The 23932-nt window shown below is 37.2% G+C and carries 23 protein-coding genes and 1 tRNA gene; 15 read left to right on the top strand and 9 right to left on the bottom strand.

The annotated features are described in order from the left end of the window. Window positions 1-6 precede the first annotated feature (6 nt). On the top strand, window positions 7-1347 hold the full coding sequence (locus OLM56_RS06430; RefSeq protein WP_121376904.1) for a sigma-54-dependent transcriptional regulator: 1341 nt from the start codon (window positions 7-9) through the stop codon (window positions 1345-1347). Here OLM56_RS06430 and OLM56_RS06425 read toward each other — a convergent pair. Continuing rightward, on the bottom strand, window positions 1344-3758 hold the full coding sequence (locus tag OLM56_RS06425) for an ATP-binding protein (protein ID WP_121376905.1): 2415 nt from the start codon (window positions 3756-3758) through the stop codon (window positions 1344-1346). The genes OLM56_RS06430 and OLM56_RS06425 overlap by 4 nt on opposite strands. 94 nt (window positions 3759-3852) lie before the next feature. Then, window positions 3853-4995: an acyl-CoA dehydrogenase gene (locus tag OLM56_RS06420; protein ID WP_121376952.1), complete on the bottom strand. Its 1143-nt coding sequence runs from the start codon at window positions 4993-4995 to the stop codon at window positions 3853-3855. A gap of 97 nt (window positions 4996-5092) precedes the next feature. On the opposite strand from OLM56_RS06420, the gene OLM56_RS06415 reads away from it, so the two are divergent. The 5 genes from OLM56_RS06415 (at window position 5093) to OLM56_RS06395 (ending at window position 9850) form a co-directional block, all read left to right on the top strand. Further along, complete coding sequence (locus OLM56_RS06415; RefSeq protein ID WP_264528723.1) at window positions 5093-6160, top strand: anhydro-N-acetylmuramic acid kinase; 1068 nt, start codon at window positions 5093-5095, stop codon at window positions 6158-6160. Between the two features lie 92 nt (window positions 6161-6252). Further along, window positions 6253-7479 carry a Glu/Leu/Phe/Val dehydrogenase dimerization domain-containing protein gene (locus tag OLM56_RS06410; RefSeq protein WP_264528722.1) on the top strand — a complete coding sequence of 409 codons (1227 nt, stop codon included), beginning with the start codon at window positions 6253-6255 and terminating at the stop codon, window positions 7477-7479. 86 nt (window positions 7480-7565) lie between these two features. Next, complete coding sequence (locus OLM56_RS06405; RefSeq protein ID WP_264528721.1) at window positions 7566-8459, top strand: energy transducer TonB; 894 nt, start codon at window positions 7566-7568, stop codon at window positions 8457-8459. A 37-nt stretch (window positions 8460-8496) separates the two neighbouring features. Beyond that, complete coding sequence (locus OLM56_RS06400) at window positions 8497-9717, top strand: bifunctional folylpolyglutamate synthase/dihydrofolate synthase (RefSeq protein WP_264528720.1); 1221 nt, start codon at window positions 8497-8499, stop codon at window positions 9715-9717. Between the two features lie 58 nt (window positions 9718-9775). Continuing rightward, window positions 9776-9850: transfer RNA gene (locus OLM56_RS06395), tRNA-Val, on the top strand. Window positions 9851-9977: 127 nt separating this feature from the next. Here the strand turns inward: OLM56_RS06395 and OLM56_RS06390 are convergent. The 4 genes from OLM56_RS06390 to OLM56_RS06380 form a co-directional block, all read right to left on the bottom strand. Then, window positions 9978-10475, bottom strand: a complete 498-nt coding sequence (locus OLM56_RS06390; RefSeq protein ID WP_121376910.1) for a hypothetical protein — start codon at window positions 10473-10475, stop codon at window positions 9978-9980. 31 nt (window positions 10476-10506) lie between these two features. After that, complete coding sequence (locus OLM56_RS06385) at window positions 10507-11049, bottom strand: hypothetical protein (protein WP_264528719.1); 543 nt, start codon at window positions 11047-11049, stop codon at window positions 10507-10509. Window positions 11050-11292: 243 nt separating this feature from the next. Beyond that, window positions 11293-11487 carry a LytTR family transcriptional regulator DNA-binding domain-containing protein gene (locus OLM56_RS17505; RefSeq protein ID WP_413614436.1) on the bottom strand — a complete coding sequence of 65 codons (195 nt, stop codon included), beginning with the start codon at window positions 11485-11487 and terminating at the stop codon, window positions 11293-11295. A gap of 10 nt (window positions 11488-11497) precedes the next feature. Further along, on the bottom strand, window positions 11498-13168 hold the full coding sequence (locus tag OLM56_RS06380) for a T9SS-dependent choice-of-anchor J family protein (RefSeq protein ID WP_264528718.1): 1671 nt from the start codon (window positions 13166-13168) through the stop codon (window positions 11498-11500). Window positions 13169-13403: 235 nt separating this feature from the next. Between OLM56_RS06380 and OLM56_RS06375 the strand changes: the two genes are divergently transcribed. Next, on the top strand, window positions 13404-13682 hold the full coding sequence (locus OLM56_RS06375) for a hypothetical protein (RefSeq protein ID WP_121376916.1): 279 nt from the start codon (window positions 13404-13406) through the stop codon (window positions 13680-13682). 109 nt (window positions 13683-13791) lie between these two features. Here OLM56_RS06375 and OLM56_RS06370 read toward each other — a convergent pair whose 3' ends face one another. Continuing rightward, entirely contained in the window at window positions 13792-14772 is a 981-nt protein-coding gene (locus OLM56_RS06370; RefSeq protein WP_264528717.1) for a T9SS-dependent choice-of-anchor J family protein, read from the bottom strand. A gap of 366 nt (window positions 14773-15138) precedes the next feature. Here OLM56_RS06370 and OLM56_RS06365 point away from each other — a divergent pair, with 366 nt between their 5' ends. The 8 genes from OLM56_RS06365 to OLM56_RS06330 all read left to right on the top strand — a co-directional run bounded on the left by OLM56_RS06365 (window position 15139) and on the right by OLM56_RS06330 (window position 22317). Further along, complete coding sequence (locus OLM56_RS06365) at window positions 15139-16233, top strand: hypothetical protein (RefSeq protein ID WP_264528716.1); 1095 nt, start codon at window positions 15139-15141, stop codon at window positions 16231-16233. A 911-nt stretch (window positions 16234-17144) separates the two neighbouring features. Further along, window positions 17145-17561 carry a helix-turn-helix domain-containing protein gene (locus OLM56_RS06360; protein WP_264528715.1) on the top strand — a complete coding sequence of 139 codons (417 nt, stop codon included), beginning with the start codon at window positions 17145-17147 and terminating at the stop codon, window positions 17559-17561. 30 nt (window positions 17562-17591) lie between these two features. Continuing rightward, window positions 17592-17978, top strand: a complete 387-nt coding sequence (locus OLM56_RS06355; protein WP_264528714.1) for a hypothetical protein — start codon at window positions 17592-17594, stop codon at window positions 17976-17978. Between the two features lie 100 nt (window positions 17979-18078). Further along, entirely contained in the window at window positions 18079-18780 is a 702-nt protein-coding gene (locus tag OLM56_RS06350; RefSeq protein ID WP_264528713.1) for a hypothetical protein, read from the top strand. A 269-nt stretch (window positions 18781-19049) separates the two neighbouring features. After that, window positions 19050-19556 carry a hypothetical protein gene (locus tag OLM56_RS06345; protein WP_264528712.1) on the top strand — a complete coding sequence of 169 codons (507 nt, stop codon included), beginning with the start codon at window positions 19050-19052 and terminating at the stop codon, window positions 19554-19556. Window positions 19557-19725: 169 nt separating this feature from the next. After that, window positions 19726-20181 (top strand): hypothetical protein, encoded by a 456-nt coding sequence (locus OLM56_RS06340; protein ID WP_264528711.1) that lies wholly within the window; start codon window positions 19726-19728, stop codon window positions 20179-20181. Window positions 20182-20193: 12 nt separating this feature from the next. Beyond that, window positions 20194-20628 carry a DUF1801 domain-containing protein gene (locus tag OLM56_RS06335; RefSeq protein WP_264528710.1) on the top strand — a complete coding sequence of 145 codons (435 nt, stop codon included), beginning with the start codon at window positions 20194-20196 and terminating at the stop codon, window positions 20626-20628. A 168-nt stretch (window positions 20629-20796) separates the two neighbouring features. Further along, the gene (locus tag OLM56_RS06330) at window positions 20797-22317 is read left to right on the top strand and encodes a T9SS type A sorting domain-containing protein (RefSeq protein ID WP_264528709.1); all 1521 of its coding nucleotides are present in this window, start codon (window positions 20797-20799) and stop codon (window positions 22315-22317) included. A gap of 395 nt (window positions 22318-22712) precedes the next feature. Here the strand turns inward: OLM56_RS06330 and OLM56_RS06325 are convergent, their stop codons facing one another. Together OLM56_RS06325 and OLM56_RS06320 are read right to left on the bottom strand one after the other, a co-directional pair. Then, complete coding sequence (locus OLM56_RS06325) at window positions 22713-23108, bottom strand: ExbD/TolR family protein (RefSeq protein WP_121376927.1); 396 nt, start codon at window positions 23106-23108, stop codon at window positions 22713-22715. Next, window positions 23089-23805, bottom strand: a complete 717-nt coding sequence (locus tag OLM56_RS06320) for a MotA/TolQ/ExbB proton channel family protein (protein WP_121376953.1) — start codon at window positions 23803-23805, stop codon at window positions 23089-23091. The genes OLM56_RS06325 and OLM56_RS06320 overlap by 20 nt, the downstream gene beginning before the upstream one ends. Between the last annotated feature and the right edge of the window lie 127 nt (window positions 23806-23932).

The following is a 23932-nucleotide window of genomic DNA, read 5'->3' as shown; positions in this document are numbered from 1 at the left end:
TGTCTTATGAGTTCGAAAATTTTGGTGATTGATGATGACACGTCTTTTTGCGTAATGCTGAAAACCTTTTTACAAAAAAAAGGTTATGATGTTACCAATGCTTTTACTGCCAGAGAAGCAGAAGAAGCAATAAAAAATCAAGTTTTCGATGTGGTCTTGACGGATATCCGACTGCCAGACAGCGACGGCATCCAGATCCTAAAATCCATCAAAGAAACTTCTTTCAAAACCCAAGTCGTATTGATGACGGGTTATACTGATATCAAAACAGCAGTAAGCGCTATGAAAATGGGAGCTTATGATTATGTCGGAAAGCCTATCAATCCTGACGAGATTCTTCATACCATTGAACAATCTTTAAAAAAGAGAGCTGAAAAACCGGAACCTGTTGCCACAAAAAGCGAAAAGAAAGAAACTACTGATCTTGCTTTTGTGAAAGGGATAAGCTCTACTTCAAACCAATTACACGAATACATCAGCCTTGTCTCGCCAACCAATATGTCAGTACTGATTATTGGCGACAGCGGTACGGGAAAAGAATATATTGCACATACCATACATACGCAAAGCAAGCGAAAAGACAAGCCTTTTATTCCGGTAGACTGCGGTGCTATTCCAAAAGAATTGGCCTCTAGCGAGTTTTTCGGACATATAAAAGGTTCTTTTACGGGAGCTATCAATGACAAGACGGGCCATTTTGAAGCAGCCAATGGTGGTACCTTATTTTTGGATGAAGTCGGAAACCTTTCGTATGAAGTCCAAATCCAACTGCTTCGTGCTTTGCAAGAACGCAAAGTAAAACCTGTCGGCAGCAATCACGAAATCAAAGTAGATATCAGGGTCATTGCGGCTACAAACGAAGATTTATCAGAAGCTGTTAAGCGTGGCGATTTCAGAGAAGATTTATATCATAGGCTCAATGAATTTTGCATCCAAGCTCCTAGATTAAGCGAAAGAAAACATGACATCATGGTGTTTGCGCATCACTTCTTAGCCTTGGCCAATGAAGATTTGGAAAAAGACATTGAAGGTTTTGACGATGAAGTCATTGAATTGTTTATGAATTATGACTGGCCAGGAAATCTTCGCGAGATGAAAAACACAATCAAGCGATCTGTATTGCTTACCAAAACCAATTCAGTGCCTATTGATGTCTTGCCTCAAGAAATGCGTTCGGCTATTGAGCAAGAAAATGCTGTTTCGTATTATTCAAAAGAAAATGAAGAATCTGCAATTCGCTCTGCTTTGGAAAAAGCAGGTTTCAACAAAACAAAGGCGGCAAAACTTTTGAATATAGACCGAAAAACGCTTTACAACAAGCTGAAATTATACAGTATAGACCTTTAGTTAATTTCCTTTTCAAGCTCTGAAATTAGTACCGATAGTTTTTGAAAAACGACTTCGACATACTTTTCCATGTCCTCTTTGTCATACCCTAAAGTTTGGTCTTCTATCGGCTCCAGCAGATCTGAAATTGTATAGACTTCCATCTGTTTCAACATCGGAATCATCTTATGTGCTATTTCAGCCATCCTTTGATGATTCATTTCCGCAACGGCTGTTCGCAATGATTCTGAATTTTCGGCAACGCTGGTTATAAACGTATCGACAATTAGCTTTAAGGAAACAGGATCATTTTGCGTAAACTTGTTCAAGCTGGACAAATCAAACAATTTCTCGTCCTTTTTGGCATTGGTCACCTGAACGGCAACATCCATTGGCTTTCCATTGAAAATAGATTTCATCAAAAGAAGCAATTCTTCCAATCGTAATGGCTTTGGGTGAAAAGCTGTAAATCCTTTGCTTGTAAAGTCTTCCGGATTCAAATTTCTTTTGCCAGACAAGGCAATCACAGGAATAGATGCCACTTCTGGACTGTTATTATTCCTTATAATCCTCACCAATTCAAATCCGTCGATATTCGGCATCTGAATATCACTCAAGACCAAATCGAAATGCTCATGCTCCAGCAAATTTCTTACTTTAGAAGCATCGACCAACGTGGTTATTGATACCGGATAATTCGAGAAAATTTCTTTCATCAAAGAAAGCTGCATCGCATCATCATCAACAATTAAGATTCTTTTGTCTCGTAAAAATTCTGTTTCAGAATCTAAAATTGACACGCTTTCTTCTACTGCTTTTATTCCCGACTTGATGGCCGGAATAGTAATCGTAAATATCGATCCTTTGTTTTCCTCACTATCCAACACAATGCTACCGTCTAAAAGGTATAGCATTCTTTTGGCAATTGTCAAGCCGAGACCGGTTCCACCGAATTTCTTCTCGATTCCTGCATGCGCTTGCGTAAATTCCTTAAAAACAGCTTTTTGCTTGTTTTTGGCAATCCCGATTCCTGTATCGATAACCGAAACCACGATATTGTTTGCTTCAATCTTTGCCAAGACCTCAACAGAACCTTCTTGCGTAAATTTTATCGCATTCGAAACCAGATTGGTCAATATCTGTTTCAATCTATACGGATCCGAAACAAAATTATCATCAAGCGCTTCTTCTACATCCCAATTCAGCTCGATATCTTTATTTTCGGCGTTTGGCTCTAACGGCTTGCAGGTACTTTCTATCAAATCTTTAAAATTAAAGCTGATCTTTTCTATAGTAATACGGTCATTTTCAAGTTTTGAGAAGTCGACCAAATCGTTGACAAGCTTTAATATATAATTAGACGAATGTTTTATATTGTCGAGATACTGTTGTTGCTTTGGATTAATCTGCGTGTTTTTCAATAAGTCCGAAAAGCCGATAACGCTTCCTAAAGGTGTTTGTATATCATGGGTTACAGTTGCCAAAAGCATCATCTTGCTTCGTAATAAATCTTCTTTTTCAGCATTCAAAACCTCGAGCTGATTCCTATAATTTTGATTGATGGTCAGGTCCCTGATAATGATGTAGGCAAAAAGAATTAGCAGGCAAAAAGTTATGGCTCCCACCCAGGCAATGGTTTGGATGGTATTATCAATTGCGTGTTTGGATTCATTGATTTTTGCATACGATTTCTGCAATATCTGCTTTTCAAGAGACGAAAGAACCGTTCTTAGCTGATCAGAAATAAAACGGTTCTCATCCAGCATTTTTTGTTCTTTCTCAAACAGCTCATAGTGCAGTTTGTTATCTTTTATGAGCAGTTTTGTCAGCACGCCTTCAAATGCCATCGTAAGCGAATCATTCGAAAGTGGCAACCTGCTCAAAGAATCTAATTGATTTTTCGTAAGGACTTCATTTAAAAAGGCCCTATACTGCTGTCGGCCGGAAAACTTAACCGGCTTTATTTTTTTGACCAACGAATCTTTGGTATTATAAATTTTCCGCACCGCTCTCTTGAAAGTTGATTTTTCATCAACATAATTTTGGAATTTTATAATTTCGTTGATGCTATTTTTCTTTTTCTGAAGCAGGTATTGTATTGTATCTAGCTTAGCAAGTTGTGTTTTGTCTGCTTCGGATTTTATCGCTTCGATTTCAGACTTTACGCTATCGAGCAGTTTATTGTATTCGTTATAATCGGCTCTTGAACCTGTCAATATAGAATTTCTTCCTGCCGATTCAGAAGCATACAAGCTCGCAATAGCATTACTAATTCGGATAATCTTTTGATTGTCAGCAGTAACATCTTTATTGGGAGTTGCTATTTTTAAAATTTCAGAATAGACAAACCAAATAGACAAAACGGCTATTACAAAAAGCAATAGATAACCAACAATAACTTTACCTTTTAACGATCTCGGCTTCTGACTCATGAGATAAAGATAGTATTTAAAAATAATCTGTTCCAAAAAAAATCCAGCTGAAATTGCTGGATTTTTATATTTGGCTATGCCAATGTCATTGAAATTATCCGTTCAAGATACTTCTAGAAATTACGATTCTTTGTATTTCTGATGTACCTTCATAAATCTGAGTGATTTTTGCATCACGCATCATTCTTTCTACATGATACTCTCTTACGTAACCATTACCACCATGGATTTGTACCGCTTCAATAGTAGTATCCATTGCTGTTTGAGAAGCAAATAATTTTGCCATCGCACCCGACTGAGAAATATCTTGTCCAGCATCTTTTTCACAAGCTGCTTTCATACACAACATTTCTGCCGCGCTGATCTGCGTTGCCATATCGGCCAATTTGAAAGCAATGGCTTGGTGTTTGGAAATTTCCTTGCCGAAAGCTTTTCTTTCTTTTGAATATTTCAAAGCCAATTCATAAGCTCCGGAAGCAATTCCTAAAGCTTGAGAAGCAATTCCGATTCTTCCTCCGTTCAATACTGCCATGGCAAAATTGAATCCGAAACCATCTTCTCCGATTCTATTTTCTTTAGGAACTTTTACGTCTGTAAACATTAATGAATGTGTATCAGATCCGCGGATTCCCATTTTTTGTTCTTTCGGACCGATCTCGAATCCAGCCCATCCTCTTTCAACAAGAAAAGCATTGATTCCTTTGTGTCCTTTTTCAATATCAGTTTGAGCAATTACGATATACGTGGAAGCGGTAGCTCCATTCGTAATCCAGTTTTTTGTACCATTTAAAAGATAATGGTCACCTTTGTCGATTGCTGTTGTTTTTTGAGAAGTCGCATCACTTCCTGCTTCTGGTTCAGAAAGGCAGAAGGCACCAATTACCTCACCTTTTGCCAAGGGCACAAGATATTTTTGCTTTTGCTCTTCGTTGCAATATTTTTCAATACCTGCACAAACTAAAGAGTTGTTTACAGACATTACTACGGCTGCCGAAGCATCTACTTTTGCAATTTCTTTCATTGCCAAAACATAAGAAACGCTATCCAATCCAGCACCTCCGTATTTAGGGTCAACCATCATGCCTAGAAATCCTAGTTCAGCCATCATTTTGACCTGTTCTGTCGGAAATTTTGAATGTTCGTCTCTTTCAATTACACCCGGAAGCAATTCTGCCTGAGCAAAATCTCTTGCCGCTTGCTGAATCATTAGGTGTTCTTCGGTTAATTTAAAATCCATAATTTGTAAAGGTATTATTTGCCGTTCGTTGTTTTTTTGTGCCCAAATGTAAATATTAATTATCAAATTTTCAATAAGATTGCCTAATTTTGGCGCTATGGTCAAAGAAAACTATAACGTTATCGGGGTTATGTCGGGAACATCCTTAGATGGTATCGATCTGGCTCATATCCTTCTTAGCCGCCATGAGAACCGATGGCGCTTTGAAATTAAAGAAGCTGTCGCTATCCCTTATTCTGAAGATTGGATAGCCCGACTTAAAAATGCCGTAGATTTTTCAACTGCAGAACTCGAGATCTTAAATAAAGAATTTACCTTATTATTAGGGAACGTGATTTCCAGCTTTATTAAAGACAACCAATTGGAAAATTTAGATGCAGTCTGTTCGCATGGACATACTATTTTGCATCAGCCGCAAAATGGCTTCACATTACAGATTGGAAATCTTCCAAACATTGCGAACTTGATCGGACAAAAAATAATCTGCGATTTTAGAGTGCAGGATGTTGAATTAGGCGGACAAGGTGCTCCTCTTGTTCCGATCGGCGACCGATTCTTATTCTCAGACTATGATTACTGCCTAAATCTGGGCGGTTTTTCAAACATTTCTTTTGAAGAAAACAACACTAGAATTGCCTTTGACATTTCTCCCGTAAATACTGTCCTTAATTATTATGCTAATCTAGCAGGATTGGAATATGACGATAAGGGGAAAATAGCCCGAAGCGGAAAAGTTTACGAAGCACTATTGCAAGAACTGAATGCCCTTGATTTTTATTCGAAAAGCTATCCTAAATCTTTAGGTTTTGAATTCGTAAAGACAATCGTTCTTCCGATGATTGAAAAACATCCGATTCCGTTAGAAGACAAATTGCGGACTTTTGTAGAACACATTGCAATCCAAACTGCTTTGGCCGTTCCAAAAAAATCGGGAAGGCTTTTGGCGACAGGCGGCGGCGCTTATAATGATTTCTTACTCGAAAGAATGGCCTTCCACCTTCCGCAAATGACATTTGAAATTCCCGACGACAAAACGATACAATATAAGGAAGCGCTAATTTTCGGACTCTTAGGCGTTTTGAAATTGCGAAACGAAATCAACGTATTGGCAAGCGTGACCGGTGCCAAACACAATCACAGTTCTGGAAAAATATTCTTGCCTTAAATTTAGGATTGTGATTCTCAAAACTTTGCTCTTTTGAAGCTTTAAAACTATATTTGCAAACCAATAAACAATACATACAAATAGTACACATAATGAAAGATTTACTTAAGAAATTTGAAAATAAAGAACCTGAAATAGTATTCAACTGGAAAGATGCCGAAACAGAGGCAGAAGGCTGGACAGTTATCAATTCGCTTCGCGGTGGTGCTGCAGGTGGCGGAACAAGAATGAGAAAAGGATTGGACATGAACGAAGTTCTTTCTTTGGCAAAAACTATGGAGGTAAAATTTTCAGTTTCTGGGCCTGCTATTGGCGGTGCCAAATCTGGAATCAACTTTGATCCGAATGACCCAAGAAAAAAAGGCGTTTTGCAAAGATGGTACAAAGCCGTTTCTCCGTTGTTAAAAAGCTATTACGGAACCGGAGGCGACTTGAATGTAGACGAAATCCACGAAGTAATTCCGATGACAGAAGAATGTGGTGTTTGGCATCCGCAAGAAGGCGTTTTCAACGGGCATTTCAAACCGACTGAAGCTGACAAAATCAACCGAATTGGACAATTGCGTCAAGGTGTTGTAAAGGTGATTGAAAACCCAGTTTATTCTCCAGATGTCAACCAAAAATATACCGTAGCCGATATGATTACTGGTTTTGGCGTAGCCGAAGCAGTGCGTCATTTTTATGATATCTATGGCGGAAGCATCAAAGGAAAAAAAGCTATCGTTCAAGGATTCGGAAACGTAGGTTCAGCAGCAGCCTATTACTTAGCTAATTCTGGAGCAAAAGTGGTCGGTATCATCGACCGAAACGGCGGTGTTATCAATGAAGATGGGTTTACTTTTGAAGAAATCCGAAACTTATTCGTGAACAAAAACGGAAACCAGCTGGTAGCCGATAATATGATTCCTTTTGAAGAAATCAACCAAAAAATATGGACCATCGGAGCAGAAATCTTCACGCCTTGCGCTGCTTCAAGATTGGTTACTCAAGAACAATTAGACAATATGACCGCTTCTGGATTGGAAGTTATTTCATGCGGTGCTAACGTACCTTTTGCCGACAAAGAAATTTTCTTTGGCCCGATCATGGAAGCTACCGACAAAAAAGTAAGCTTGATTCCTGACTTTATCTCTAACTGCGGTATGGCCAGAGTATTTGCTTATTTTATGGAGAAAAAAGTTCACATGACTGACGAAGCTATCTTTAACGATACTTCAGAAATCATCAAGAATGCAATCCAAAAGGCACACACCCTAAATTCTGACAAGAAAAACATCAGCGCGACTGCTTTCGAGATTGCCTTGAAACAGTTGGTCTAATTATTGATTATAGTAGTTCAGATAACATTTTTTCAATAATTCCGTTATCTTTATGATACTTTTATCAAGAATAATTTTTTAAAGCTATGAGTTACACCATTTCTGAAGAGCAAAAAAAGTCGTTGGCGATCACAACTGTATTGTTTGTGATTTTCATCCTGCTTTTGATTTTAATAAAATTTGCTACCGAAGAGAGAATCCAAGAACTTGCCGGAGGCGGTGGAGGCGGTGTAACTGTAAACTTTGGAGACAGCGAGTTTGGTTCTGGAGCTGATTATACGAGCGAGGTTTTAAAAGTAAGCCAGACTGCAAAATCAGCTCCGCAATCATCCGCGAGTGCTCAAGAAGATATTTTGACTCAGGCTTCTGATGATGAAGATGCGGTTTCTGTGGTTGAAAATAAAAAACCAGTCAAAACGGAAATTAAAAAAACGGATAAGCCTGTTGTTGTTCCGGAAAAGCCTAAACCTTCAAAATCCACTAACGATGCGCTTGCGAATATCTTAGGCGGAAATAACAAAGGAGGCGATGGCGACGACGGCGTTGCCGGAAACAAAGGAAAACTCAATGGCGATAAAAATTCAAACAACTATTATGGCGATGGAGGTTCTGGAGGAGGAACAGGCGGTGGTAATGGTCCTGGAAACGGACCAGGCAATGGCCCTGGAAGCGGACCAGGTTCTGGAGGCGGAACAGGCGGTGGAACTGGAGGCGGCTATTCCCTACTAGGAAGAAAAGTACTTTCAAAACCAAGCCCTAAATATACTTGTGATGAACAAGGGAAAGTTGTTGTTCAAGTGACTGTTGATAGAAGCGGCAAAACAATCGCTGCTATTCCAGGTGTAAAAGGCTCAACAAATTTAGCTCGTTGTTTATTGGACCAAGCAAAAATTGCTGCGATGGACACAAAATGGTCAGCAAATAGTGGAGCCGCCGAAAAACAAGTCGGAACAATCGTATATAATTTCAGCTTGAATTAATATTCAAACGTATATTCATCATTTTCAATCCTGAAAAATGACCTATCCTGAAACTTTAGACTGGATGTTCAACCAGTTGCCAATGTACCAAAAGCAAGGTGCTTCTGCCTATAAGGAAGATTTGACAAATACTATTTTATTAGCAAATCATCTCCATAATCCAGAAAAAGAAATCAAAACAATTCATGTTGCCGGAACCAATGGAAAAGGCTCTACCTCACACTTTTTAGCATCGATTTTACAAGAAGCGGGATACAAGACCGGATTATACACTTCTCCACATTTAAAAGATTTTCGCGAAAGAATAAAGATTGACGGAAAAGACATTTCCGAAGATTTTGTTGTAAGCTTTATTGCCCAAAACAAATCTTTTTTTGAAGAAAACCAATTGAGCTTTTTCGAAATGACTGTCGGATTGGCCTTTGATTATTTCCGTCAAGAAAAAGTCGATATCGCGATTATCGAAGTCGGTCTGGGTGGACGATTAGATTCTACAAATATTATTACTCCTCTCCTTTCCGTCATTACCAATATCGGAATGGACCATGTACAGTTTTTAGGAAATACGATGGAAAAAATCGCTTTTGAAAAAGCGGGAATCATCAAGCCTAATATTCCGGTTGTCATTGGAGAATACACTTCCCAAACAAAGCCTGTTTTTGATAAAAAAGCGAGTGAAACCCAATCCGAAATTTTCTTTGCTTCCGATATAATCCAAGAAACCTATCCTTCGGTGCTGCTTGGCGATTATCAAAAGCAGAACAAAAAAACGGTTCTGCAAGCGATTCGCGTATTACAATCTCAAAAACAATTTCAAATTTCGGAAGAAAATATAAAAAATGGTTTTTGGAATGTGGTCAAAAATACTGGACTGCAAGGCCGTTGGCAGCAATTGAAACAAGTTCCAAAAGTAATCTGTGATACGGCACATAATAAGCACGGACTTGAAATCGTAATGCATCAAGTAAACAATCAGAAATTTGACAAGCTTCATATCGTATTGGGAGTCGTAAACGACAAAGATTTAGACGATGTATTGCCTCTTTTCCCAAAAAACGCTACTTATTATTTTTGCAGGCCTGATATTCCTCGCGGATTAGATGCTTCGACTTTACAGCAAAAAGCAACATCATTCGGACTCAATGGAAAAGTATACAACTCTGTTACAGAAGCTTACAAAAACGCTCTAGAAAATGCTTCGGAATCTGACTTTATCTATGTTGGCGGAAGCACATTTGTAGTAGCAGAAATTTTATAATTTTTATAAATATAATTTGCAGATATAAAAAAACAGTCTATATTTGCACTCGCAATCAGGGCGATTAGCTCAGTTGGTTCAGAGCATCTGGTTTACACCCAGAGGGTCGGGGGTTCGAATCCCTCATCGCCCACAAGAAAGCCGAAACGTAAGTTTCGGCTTTTTGCATTCTACAAAGTCTGAAAAGATTTAGCCTATTTACTAAAAAACCACAGCCTTATATGACTGTGGTTTACAATTGAATTAAGTAAGATATTGAATTATTTTTTAGGAACGAATTTCATCGTCGTATTATTGATCAATAGTGATAAGCTATCAGGAGTGAGTTCCCAAATCGTCCATTGAAGCGGATCTAGCGAACCAGCAGGCATCACGTTCAGCGTTTTGTCTTCATCGGTCAGCGACCAAGTACCGTTGTAGTTTTTGATCGTATTCGTGTGATCCATCATTTCAACGCTGACTTTTCCGTCGGCGCCAAGGTTTAATTCACTCTTGCCTTTCATATCGGCCAGTACTTTTTCAAGCTTGGCTTTATATGCCTCTTTGTCCTCGGCAGCATTAAGTCCTACTTTATAGTCTATGTCGTTTAAGACCCAAACTTTCGTCAATGTTTCCTTTACCGATACAGGCGTTTCAGCTGCTGGTATTTCAGTAGCAGTGGTGTCTTTAGTGACCGCATCGTTTTCTTTAGTTTCTTTTGACCCGCAAGATACGGCCAGCGCAATGACTAGTCCGAGCATTAGATTTTTAAATTTCATAAGTAAAATATTAAGTTGTTAGTAATTTCGTTTAGCGGCCACTGCGTAAGCTTTCAGCGCGCTTATTTTTGGCAATTAAAAACGCGAACACTGCTGCGATGACTACCGGAATCCCTGTTAAAAGAGCCAATGTTCTGCTTGGAAGTCCAGAATATTCACCTCGTTCAAGATTAGGAGAAGCAAAATAGGCCGCCAACAAAAGCACTACAGAAGACACTAGTAACATTCTGGAAAAATTTAAATTCGGGCGGAAAAGAAATACGCTTAGTATTAATGAAATTACGACAAGAAAACCAAGCAACATCTGTACCGTCGTATATACTGATTCTGACGGAAGTTTTTTTAGACCCTCTTCTGCCGTAGCAACCTGCTCGTCTATTTGTGTTTTTGATTCGCCTGTCATGTTCTTTGCTTCTTCTTTTAATAAAGAAAGGTTTTGTTCCGCTTCAACAATTTCCATGCGACTTTCGCGAAGATCATCCTTATCGCGTTGGGCTCTCCAGATTGACATGGTTCCAAAGAGTAATGCAAATAAAATGACAAGGATTCCAAAAATTCGTAATGCTGTTCTCATGTTCTTTTTTAATTGATTTAGGTTACATAAAAAGTTAAGCCTGCACAGTTGTTTCTGAACTGCATTGCAATACTAAATCAAAAAGAAATAAGATTTTTAGCCGATGAACATACGCGCTATTTTGCGAGATTATCGTCGGCAATGAGAGGAAAAGCGTTTAAGGATATAAGACAGACTTTCGAGCAGCAAGAGGAATTCTTCTTTTTTTACGTACGGATAGCGACACACTGAGTTTGTTCTGCATCACGATTGTATACCACCATCAGCCTTGATAAAATGGTCAAAATACGCCATCTTAATCAAGTACGATTTGTGCGTGCGTAAAAAGCTGTACGGCGAAAGCATCGTTTCGTACTCTTTGAGTTTGGTAGAAACGACGAGTTTTGGCGTATTTATAAAGTTGAAGGTCGTGTAATTGTTATCAGCTTTGCAACTTATGATATCTTCCCTATTCCTTCACAAACTTTCCACTTTTATTACCCACTTTCAAAATGTAAATTCCAGTTGGCAATGCTGTAACGCTAACTGTATTCCCATCTATTTGACGACAGCTCATCTGTCTGCCGGTCAGATCAAATATCTGTGCTGTCGCATTGTCTTCTAGTCCAGCCGTATCAAACTTCAATTCTTCTTTTACAGGATTCGGATAAATCGACAATAGGCTTTTTTGAGCATAAGTATACTCCGGAGTTCCCAGTACCGAAAATTGGAAAGTCGCGCTTACCGGCAAATGGTTGGAAGTCGTATTATAATAATTACTGATATTTTGCACTATCGCCGCTTCTTGAGCCGTACTGCTCGAAACATAGTTGGCGGACAGCTCGTTAGAAATGATGATATTTTCGATAATTGGGTGCGTTCCCCAAGTCTGGTTCACATCAACCATGTTTTTGGTAATGCTGTTGTAATTGACCTCATCGTCGACAAAGTTTTTATAGGGCGACAGCGTACAGGCGCAGGCATCGCTTGTTGTTCCGATAAGATAATCGTTGAAATCTCCAATCAGTATCAGGTTTTTAGAATTATAGCTAGTTCCGTCAAGAATCATCTTTAAGGCTTGTGAAGCACCTAATCGGCGCGTATAGCTCGCAGCATTGCCATCTTCTGCCTTAGCATGAATGTTTACGATAGATACAGGAACCAATGTAGTCCCCGAAATAAAGTTTACGGAATACAACGCAGGATAGCGTCCGCCTGACCAATTATAATTATAAGAGTTGCCTTGCGACGGACTGCCGCTGCTTAATTGCGTAGCGCTCACAAACTGTACTTTTGATTTTTTATAGATAATACCCTGTCTCTGGTCGCAATCGCCTGTTGTTATAGGCACAATCTTGCCTTCCCATTCGTCGCTGCCCAAAAGCGACACGAGTGTTGCGATAGAAGGGTTTGAAGCTGTGTTGGAAACTTCTTGAATGCAATATATATCCGAATTCATCGAAAGCATGGCCGCCGCAACATTAGCAATCTGCTGGCTTTCGTTAGTTGGCCCAAATGAAGTACAGCCCAGCCATTCCGTATTCCAGTTTGTAATTTTAAAAACACCTGCATTCGGATTTGTTGCTTGCGGTTGACCCACAACTTTTACGTTCTTTATTTCCCATGTAGCGCTCTGAGTGGCGCTGCTTTTATAGCGAAAAGCAATGCGTGAGTTTTCTGATTTCGCAGCATCTGGTATCACAAGCTGTCCCGAAGACACATATTGCCAGGCAGTAGGAACCGTTTGGTTCAATCCTGTCAGTTCAATCCATGTTGTTGTTGCCGGATCGCCTGTGTAGTTAGCTGTAGCAAAAACTTTATACCAGCCTTCTGCCACGCCTACATTTAGGACGCCTGCATTGCCACGCGTATGGTTAAACGTAAGCTTTACGTTATCTGTCTGATACAGATTCATTGCCGAACTGATAAGCCAGTCTTCGTTTTCAAAGCTTTGTCCACCTGCATACCCGTTGCACATGGCTCCATAAGTCGTACTATGCGACCAGTTTTGCGAACCCGTAACACTGAAAGCGGTAAACGTATTAAAACTTTGTGCCGTAAGCAACGTCTGGTCTAGAATTGTGGTCTGCGCCGATGACAGGTTTGGAGCAAGGCCTGAAAGGACCAATAAAATAAGCAATCTAAAATAGTTTTGCATTTTGTAGGGGTATCGATCTGAACAGCCAACAAGAAAATTACCTAGAGCTGTACAGAAAATGTTTGTTGAGCGCAAACATACAAATAAAACCGATTTGCATTTTTACTAAAACATTAAGATTGACGGCTTTTGGATTTATTTGCTGTTTTTTTTTCTAGCCGTAACTAAGTTCCTTACGGGTTTCCACAATTACCTGAAATAATCCTAAATTTGTATTATGAGACTAAATGACGATGACATAAAAAAGGTTGAAGCCCTATTCCGGCAAATACTAATTATTGGGATTGATTCCTCGCAGTTCTACAATCCTGAAGAAGAATATCGAACGAGATATCTAATAAAAAAAGCCAACTCGCTTTATGTAAATGTTCCTGCAGGAAAGATGAACAAATGGCACATGACGATATTCGATAAAAAGAAAAAGCATATTTCGCTGACTCCTTTTATTGAGGAATTCCCTGAACAAGGTATTACAAGGATTGGTTTTAAGAAGTAGTTTATTCTTGCACGTTCAGTCTTATCAATAACGCATCCTTATTTTTTGCTTTAAACAATAAAGCCCGCTCTTAGGAGCGGGCTTGTCTTATTATATTAACGTAATGAAATTAGTTTTTTATAATTTTTGTAGTTCCTGATCCAGAATCGGTCTGTACATTCAAAAAGTACATGCCTGTAGTCAGGTCAGAGATGTTGATTTGAGTTTCAGAAATACCTTTTGCATTGACATTTTTAACGACACGTCCGTTCAAGTCTGTGATTTGGATGGTATTGATAGCCATGTTGTTTTTGCCTGTTAAATTTACTATCCCCGTTGATGGATTTGGATACACAGAGAAATTATTTGCAAAGAAATCATCCGTACTCAATGCCCTGTTTACATCAAAAGTATCAATTCCGATAATATCTGAATTGGCACCACTCGGCCCTCCATTTGTCACAAAATATCTAAATCCAAATTTCACAGCTGTTGGACCCGAAAGACCTGAAACTGTAAAACTATACTGTGTCCAAACTTTAGGATACACAAATCCAGCAGCCAATGTTGGGTTAACAGTAACACCAACAGTAGTGAATGATCCTACATCTGTCGCGCCTCCGGTTGGATTGACATGCGTTGCATCCGTACTCATCCTTAGTTCCAAACGATCCGGATAATCGTCTGTAGCCGAAGTTCCTTTTCTAGACCAAAAAGAAACAACATCGCCATTTTGTACTGTAACCACAGGACTGATCAACCAGTTGCTGATTGTTCCAGTTCCAGTCGTACTTCTAAAATTAACCAAAGCAAAGGAATTAGGCCCTCCCGATTGGCCATTCGGAACTGGACTTACCTCACCGTTAGTATAGACCCTGTCATTGAATGGATTGCCTTGAATTTGGGGTGTTACAGTAGTATTTACAGTAACAGGAGTGTAAGAGGCAATCGTCCATAATGCTGTTGTTATAGGATTACTTTGGTTAGTCCTCATCCATCCGGCGGTCTCCATTTCTGCTGTGGTGCCACTAAAACCGAAACTGTAAACGGTTTGAGCAGTAGCGAATCCTGAAACAGAAAGTAAAAAAACAGAAAGTAGCGTTTTTTTCATAAAATAAAGTATTAAAAAATTAATAATAAAATACATTTTGATACTCTAGAAAGACTAAAAAAATCTACTTGGAGGCATATTTTCGCAAGTAAAAATCATGCCTTTTAGTTTCCTAGAAGCAAGCAATGCATCTTCATAAAAATTAGTTAATACGAGGGCAATTTATAAAAAAATAATTAATTATACAACAAAAAAGAATTTTTCAAACAAAAGCAGCTTATTAAGCAAGACAGACTCCTTTTACTGAAAATTTATAACATTTTTAATAACTACGTTTGTTAAGGAAAGAGTATACTACTAAGTGTCAGTAGCAATTGGATGCTTACATGTTAAAAAATATGGTATGTTTGCCTAAAATAAACTAAAATGGCCAAAAGCAAAAAACTGAAATCCTTCAAAACCATAGGCGTATTTGCTCTGCTCCTATTGCTGCCGTTTAGCCTTTTTGCACAAGATGAATTTTCTAAGATTCCGCTAAAAGGAAAAATCAAATCCTATACAACCTACAGACTTTTTGGCGACAGCCTAAACCCTTCTTCGGTTGTTGTCAAAAAAGCAACATATGATAAAAAGGACCGCCTGCTTACTTCGTTTGCCGAAACAGAGAGAGGGAGCCAATCTAACGAGGTCAATATTTTTAACGGCACTACCGTCACCAATTACAGCTGCCAGTGCAAGGATATTGATGCTTTTATAAAAAAATTTGAAATACGAGATAATGCCGAACTTAAGAAAATGCGAGGATACGGCACAGGACAAGAACCCACAAAGTTTGTAAAAATAACACAGCTCGACAAACGCGGCAATGCAGCCGTAGTAAGCAATTATTTTGAAATGGGCTATAAGACATCGGAAGTAAGGCTGTGGCATGATGCTGCCAATAACGAGATAAAGAAAGAACGGTATGATTTTGACGGAAATCTAGAAGAAACCGTCCTAAATACATATGACAAGGCAGGAAAACAGATAGGCCAAACGATCAATAGGCCAAAAGAAGGCGAATATAAATATACTTGGTCGTATGACAAGCAAGGCAATAACACCGAATTTTTGACGTATCATAATGGTGCGTTGCAATTTCACCAAAAATATAATCGTACAGCTAAAGACGGTTATACAGAATTTAATACGACCAACGTACTTAAAAATGTAACCTACATACAAAAGCAAGTGTATTATGATGCCAAAGGCAATGAAATAAAGATCATTAATTTTAATCCCGATGGCAGTATACAATCGCGTCATGAGTTTGCCTATGATAAGAATGGCAACTTAAAAACCTATTCGGTCTATTATAAAGAAGATGCGCTAAGTACGCAATATGATTATACAGTTGACGCTAAAGGAAACGCAATCGAAATGAAAAAAAAGCAACTGGTGACATATCATCTTGCAGACGGCAGAAAGGAACAGCGTTATGAGGCTTCAAAATACAAAAGAGAAATAGAATATATGAAATAAAGCCAAGATGTCCTAAATCTAATCTTCATACGTTTACAATCCGATAATTTATTGAATTATCGGATTTACTTTTTTTTACTTTCACCTACCCTATTTTCTCCCATTTTGAGCCAGGTCAAAAAAAACAGTTACACCCAAAAACCGACCACTTACGCCTGTATTTGACCACTTATTACTTTTCGGTTGCGTTTTTAGCATCGAACTTTTAGTATTGTATCAAGAAAAACAGAAGTAGTCCGACTTTGGACTGCTTCGTGATAAAGAAAGCGTAGATGGAGCTATTGATCATAACATACAGAAAAATGAGCATTACAGTCTGTCGATTCAGCGTGCATAGAACGGATGTTGTCCTGCAATTACAAAATGTCATGTTGCAAAAAGTTGCCGCAATCAACATCAGGCAGATGCTAGCAACAATTGCAAAATGCAATCTAGCAAGGAGCTTTTGTAATACAACATTAGACAAATGTAAAACAACAACTATAAAACAGCATGCACGAAAGGTTTTTTTGTATGACTACATCTGGTCAATGTAATATAACAATTGCAAAATGTAATCTAGCAAAAAGCTTTTGCAAACAGCGCCAAGCAGATGTAATACTGCAATTGCAAATAGTAGAGAGCAAAAAGTTCTTCTATGCCGTATTAGGCTGATTTTGTGCTGCATCATAAGATATTATACGGAGTTTCAGAAATTTTATACTAACATTAAAATTAATCATTATGAAGAAGATTAAAAATCATCCCATCGTTCAGCAGATATAGTGACGCCGGCCAAGAACAAAAGGTAGGTTACTTGCTCCAGTTTGTAGCCTCCAGTTCCAATCTTAATAACTTTCCACTATCCACTATTCACTGTCAACTATAAACTATATTTTTCTATATTTAACAAAAATTTTATACTTACGATTATGATACACAACGACATGCCACACAAAAAAATACACCAAGGCCGAAACATCAAGCGCTTTCGCGAAATGCTGGGCATCAAGCAAGAAGCTCTAGCTTTTGAATTGGGCGATGAGTGGAACCAAAAGAAAATTTCGCTCTTAGAGCAGAAAGAAACCGTAGAAGCCAACATACTCGTGCAGGTGGCTAAAATATTAAAAGTGCCTGTAGAAGCTTTTGAGAATTTTAGTGAGGAACAAGCCATAAACGTTATTTCTAATATAATCAACAATAATGATAATGCCACTATGACTAATCCGGCAGTATTCAATTACCAACCAAGTTTCAATCCTATTGATAAGATGGTAGAGCTTTATGAGCGTATGTTAAAAGAAAAGGATGAGATGATTGAGAAGTTGGAGAGGTTGATTGGGAAGTAAGCATTTATAAAACCACATAAATCAGCAATTATGAAAATTATCGTTAGTGGAGATCATGATAAAGATTTAAAGATTCAATTTTCGCAAGGAATTTGGAACGCTACAATCTTTACACTTTTTGAAAATCAAAAAGCCAATACTGTAGATTTTCCAAAAGACCCAACCCTATTTAGGTTGTCAATAAAATATAATTTTGAAAGTTATTATCTTGAAAACATACTGTATCCCTCTAATCCTAATTTAGATAATTTAAAATTTCATTTCTATAAAGAGAATAGTCGAATCTTCTGTAAAATCGAATCTGAAATAGTAACGGAATTAAATAAAGAAATTGTTTTAAATCCGCTTCCGGAAAGCTTAAAAGAATTAAAAGGTATAGTTGAAAATTTTGAAGACAACAATCACGCCAGCCTATAATAGCAATTTGCAATATTGTTGTTTTGTCGTCTGCCAGCTGAAAATAGACGTTTGTAATACGACTCAGTATGTAAATTAGTGGTTAATAGAAATTTTAAACATGGAAAAACCCTATATAATTTATTCTCTTTCTAAAAACAGAACAACACAAAAGTTCAACAAAAGCAAGCTTCAAGACATACTTAAAGACATTGAGTTTTTTTTGCAGCATTGCACTACTGCAACTATTTCTGAGCCTAGCACATTACAATTAGCAGCTTATACGGCTTATGAGGCAACAGATCCTGTTGAGGCTCTCAACAAAATAATTAAAAAAACTATTGAACGGTTTGGAACAAGTGAAGCAGAACCGATTGGTTACCACTATCCCAGCGGAGAACCAGTTTCGGCAAACCGCTACAATTGGACATTTACTAAAGATAGATGGCAAGAAGCAATTGGATATATTATCGAAAATAGCCCATTGCCAAAGTCCTCCTTTGGGTCTCTCGAGCTTTTTGTAACGTATGACTTTAAATTAGTTGATACAATCAATAAAGAAGAATTGCCAAATCAAGATAACAGAACATCTCTTTGCGTTTGGCTTTCGAGAACAAAATCGTGCTCGCCAACATTATTCTTTCCATTTCAAGAGGCAGACTTACAATTTTGGAGTTATGTCGATAGCATAGTTCCTTATCTTCCATTCAAATTAGAAGAACAGTTTTTAAGAATTGCTCATGTAAATAAACAAGGAGAAATAAAATCTTTTAAGAAGATACAAAAGGCCTTAATTGGCATAAATAAATCGATAGTAAAATGACCGAAAGAAATAAAATATTCCTTTCAATTGGAGCAATAATTTTGAGTTGGCTTTTAAGTGGGTTTGCTTTTACAACAAAATCAGGGCATCCGACAAGCACAATTTGTTTGTTCCTTGCATTGGCTCTGCTTTGTAGCGGAGTATTATTTATATTTTTAACATTGACAAGAAAATGACAGCCGAAGATGAGTATAGTAAAAAGTAGAACCGTATTAAAAAATATCCAGAATTAAGTTAACCAATAATAAAACTCAAAAAAAGAATCCTAAATGAAAAAAAAGCTTTTCCTTATTCTGTTCACTGTCTTGAGCTCTTATCTGTATTCTCAAACCAAAATAAATGTTCCTACAAAATTCCCTACTGAATATGGAAAGTTTACTTTTTCTCTCGGTTCTAAAATAACACTAGAACTAAAAGAGATTGAGAACAACAAATACGAATATAAAGTCTTGGCAATCGAGCCTATTAAAGGCTACTATGATTTGGATAAAAATGAAGATCTTTTTTCAAAAAAACCACAAAAGAACACCATAGAATTATTTTTTATGGGCGCCTTTTATAACGGAGGAAAAGAGGATAAGGATTGGAAAAGTGTATTATTGCTTCGAAACAATCTTGAAAAGCCAATAACCTACAAGGCGGATATAAAATATTATTTTTCGGATAAATTTGAAAATACCAGCATTGTGGGCGCTTTTCCTAAAACAGCTACTAGTGAGCTTTGGGGGCATAAAATTGATTATATAACATTGTATGGCTTTGAAAAGCTAAAATAGAAACAGGTCGCGAGTACCCTACAAAATACTAAAAAATGAACAAGCTAAATATGCCTTTATCTTTTGGGCTGCAGCAATCTTAAGTTGCCACGCGCAAACAGCTGACAGCAATACGATTTATAATAAAGATTTTAAATGGACAATCGTTATTCCCAAAGATTTTGTGAGCGTGAGTACACAAGAGTGGTCGAAAGTTCAAAATAAAGGTACTAATGCCCTCGAAAAGACCATTGGGCAAGAAATTATTAATCAGGCTAAGACAATTTTCGTCTTCCAAAACGATCAATTCAATTATTTTGAGGCTAACTACCAACCCTTTGACGAGGCTACAGATGGGAATTATTTAGAATCCTGCAAAGCTATAAACGATATTGTATTTGAAACGTTTAAAAGCCAAATGCCTCAAGCAAAGATTGAGAGAAGTAGCTCAACAGAAAAGATTGACGGTTTTGTATTTCAAACTTTTAAGGTAAAAATCGAGCTTCCAAATAAGATGGTAATGACTCTTTTAATGTTTAGTAGACTGTTTGAAAAAAAAGAATTGACAGTCAACATCATGTATATTGACACATCCAAAGGAGAGAAGATGTTAGCGTCTTGGAGAAATTCAAAATTCAAAAAATAACACTGCCATACCATGGACGTAGAAAAACAAATCAAAGCTTATATTGACAGCCAAGAAGAACCTAAAAGTACTGATATGCAAATGTTGCATCAGCAAATGCTTCAACTGTTGCCTAATAGCAAATTATGGTTTTTAGACGGCACAGACGCTACGGGTAAAGTGATTGCAAATCCGAATATCGGCTACGGACAGTTTATGATGCGTTATAAAGATGGTTCTTTCAAAGAATTTTATCAAATCGGCATAAGCGCGAATATAATAGGCATTTCGGTTTATATTATGGGACTCGAAGACAAAACCTATTTACCCAACAACTTTGGATCTACAATAGGCAAGGCAACTGTAACTGGCTATTGCATTAAATTCAAATCGCTGAAAGATATAAATATTGACGTGCTTGATGAGGCAATACGATATGGATTGAGCAAACAGATAGAATTAACATAGTTATCTGCAAAAGGACGAATAGCTTAACTGATGAAAAATCCGTTGGGCGGCTGACCCTTGTATTTGCGAAAACTCTATCTTTAACAGAAATTAGTCTATCTGTTTTAAACTCAACTCACAAGAATTTTGAAAAATATTAAAGAATTAATGTATCATAAAAGAATTATTATGAAAAATATTTACATGTTTGTAGTTATGCTAATTTCGACCAGTTCGTTCTCACAGCTTACCTATATACCAAACAGTTCATTCGAAGAAAAACTTATTTACTTAGGTTATGATTCTGGCCCAATAGATCATTATGTGCCTACTGCAAATATTAGCGGCGTGACATCATTAACCCTAGACTTTATAGGTTCTGTTACTGGAATTGAGGATTTTGTTTCGTTAACAGAACTTCATATCTATAACTATTCTTTACAGAGCTTGAATTTGTCACAAAATATTGCTTTAAAAACTTTAACTTTAGATATTAGCGGATATGAATTACATACTCTGGATTTATCGAACAATACTGCATTAACAACTTTAGATCTCTACAGCAATACGCTAAATAATGTAAATTTTTCAAATAATACCGCATTGACCAAACTCACACTTGGTGCCGGCTTTTTTGGCTCTACTATATACCATTTCGATGTCTCACCATTAGTTGGGTTAACAGATTTTAGGCTTTATGGCAATGTGACATCTATAGATTTAAGCACTAATACATTATTGCAAAAAGTAGACATCCGTACATTCGACGCACCGTTAACCATACTAAACTTAGCATCTAATACATTGCTAACGGATTTATCTATAGATAGCCCAGTTGCTAATGATGATTTTCTTTCGAACCATCCCTTATTAGAAAACTTATATGTTAAATCAAACTCTATTTTAGAAATTGATGCCTCTGTCGCACCTAATTTAAAATCGGTCAGAATTAATAGTGAATCGCTGAATCATCTAAATGTCGAACAAAATTCGGCATTAGATTCATTATCAGTTGATGCACTTCAAATGCGAGCAATCAACCTTACCAATTCACCCCATTTAACATACCTGTATCTTAGAGGAGGTTATACATCTTTAGATTTATCGCAAAACCATACCTTGAAGAGCCTAGCATTATCTCGCGTTACTTTGCCAACCCTAGATTTATCGCAAAACCAATTATTAGAAAAGATGACTCTATATTCAAGTCAACAATTACAACATTTGGATTTATCATCTAATATTGCTCTAACTCGACTTGACATTTATAATAATTATCAATTAGCCGCATTAGACTTAAGAAATGGAAATAACCAAAACATACAATATGCTCATATCGGTTTGAATCCCATGCTGACTTGTGTTTATGTAGATAATAAAAATGCTAATTACCTACTAAATACCGAAATTTGGTCGGCTGGTTTTAGTGGAAGTTACGTCAACAATGAAGCAGATTGTAGTCTAGGCATTTCGAATAAATTACAACCCTTTGCTTCTGTTTATCCAAATCCGGTAAAAAATACTCTGTATATCGAAACAACAAATAATTCTATACCTGAAACCATTATTATTAGTGATGCCACTGGTAAAGTTATTGAGCAAGTGAAAAATACTTCTCAAATTGATGTCTCTTCATATGAAACAGGTTTATATTTTATGAGTTTTCCGTTTTCAGAAAAAAAGGTAACGGTAAAGTTTATCAAGATGTAAACCGACTAGACTATTTTTAGGAATATAAAGTTCAGATAGTTTAAGAAAAATTATTAAACAAATTAATAAAAATTAAACCCTTCATTAACTTCGAAGAAACATTAGAGCATATGGAAAACAAACAAGCATCATCATTTATTTTTGGTATTATAGCCATCATTGTAGGATCGGCATTGTATAAGGAATTCGATTTTGAAAATCTAAAGTTTAAGAATATAGGATTAGGTATTATTTACTTAGTCGTTTTTGCATTTTCGGTTTACATTCTTGTAAAAAATTATAAGAATAGAGTTAGGAAATAACGTTTAAATGATTAGCTACTTGAAAATATTGGGTTGGAATCCCAACAAAAAACGCTCCGGTTTCCCGAAGCGTTTTTTTTATCTCTTGTATTTTTATTTCTTATCTGTAGCAATGACAAACTTTAAGTTGTTCTTGACACCAATCTGAAGCAAATCGACCAAGTCTTGTACTTGCAGATTATACGGAATCCTCACGATTACGGTCTGGTCTTTGGCATCGCCCATTTTGTTTAATAGCGTCGCTTCCAATTCTTCGAAAGAAACATTTTGCTTGTCTACATAATACTGTTTCTCTTCCGAAACCGACAGCGTAATGTGTTGCTTGTTCGTTTTATCATTCTGCTGCGTTTTAGGCAACGTCATCTTGATTACGTTCGGATTTGCCAGTGTTGATATGATCAAAAAGAACAACAGCAAAAAGAACATAATGTCACTTAGGGAAGAAGTAGCTACTTCCGCGTGAAATCTTCTATTTCGTTTTAGAGCCATCGTTAGGTCTTTGGATTATACTTACAAATTCCAATATCTGCTTTTGGACGTTCAGGGAGAAATTATCAATCACCCCATTGAACAAGTGGTAGCCTGCATAGGCAATGATTCCTACAACAAGTCCTGCACCACTACTGATCATCTTTTCATACAAACCGCCAGAAATATTACCGATACTGATATCTTCGGTCTGCGAAATGCTGTAGAAAATCTTGATAACTCCAGAAATCGTACCCACGAAACCTAAAGTCGGTGCAATACCGGCAATAAGCCCCAAGTGTCCCATTCTTTTTTCCATTTCGCCAATTTCGATATTGGCAGCTCTTTCCATGTTGGATTCAATTTCAGAAATCGGCCTCCCGATGGTCAGGATTCCTTCTCTCAAGACATTCCCAGAGGCTGTGTTTGATCTTTCGGCCAAAGACAGCGCAGCGTTGATGTTTCCCGAATTCAACTGTATGCTGATATCTTTGATCAGGTGTGAATCTTGCTTCGTTGCTTTCTTGATCGAAAGATATCTTTCGAAAATCAGATAGATGGTATAAAAAAGAAGGATGACGATCGGAACAAGAAATGCTCCACCTTTCATCAAGAAACTAAATAGATTCATTTCTTCATTTTTTGCGATCCCCTCAATTACTGTATTGGTAGAAGCTTTTGCAATGGTATCAGTCTGCAGTAAAATGGTTGAAAATATCATAAATATCGTTCGAATTTTGGTTATTTGAATCGTAAAGCATTTATTGCTTCAAGACAAAAATAAGTTTTTTATTTAGTTTTAAAAGTATAACGGCAGTTTTTAAAATATAGTATCTCTCGGGACT

The organism is Flavobacterium sp. N2550 (genome assembly GCF_025947265.1).
Lineage (GTDB): Bacteria > Bacteroidota > Bacteroidia > Flavobacteriales > Flavobacteriaceae > Flavobacterium > Flavobacterium endophyticum.
The sequence above is the reverse complement of the archived record's forward strand: the minus strand, read 5'-3'. Positions and strand labels throughout refer to the sequence as shown.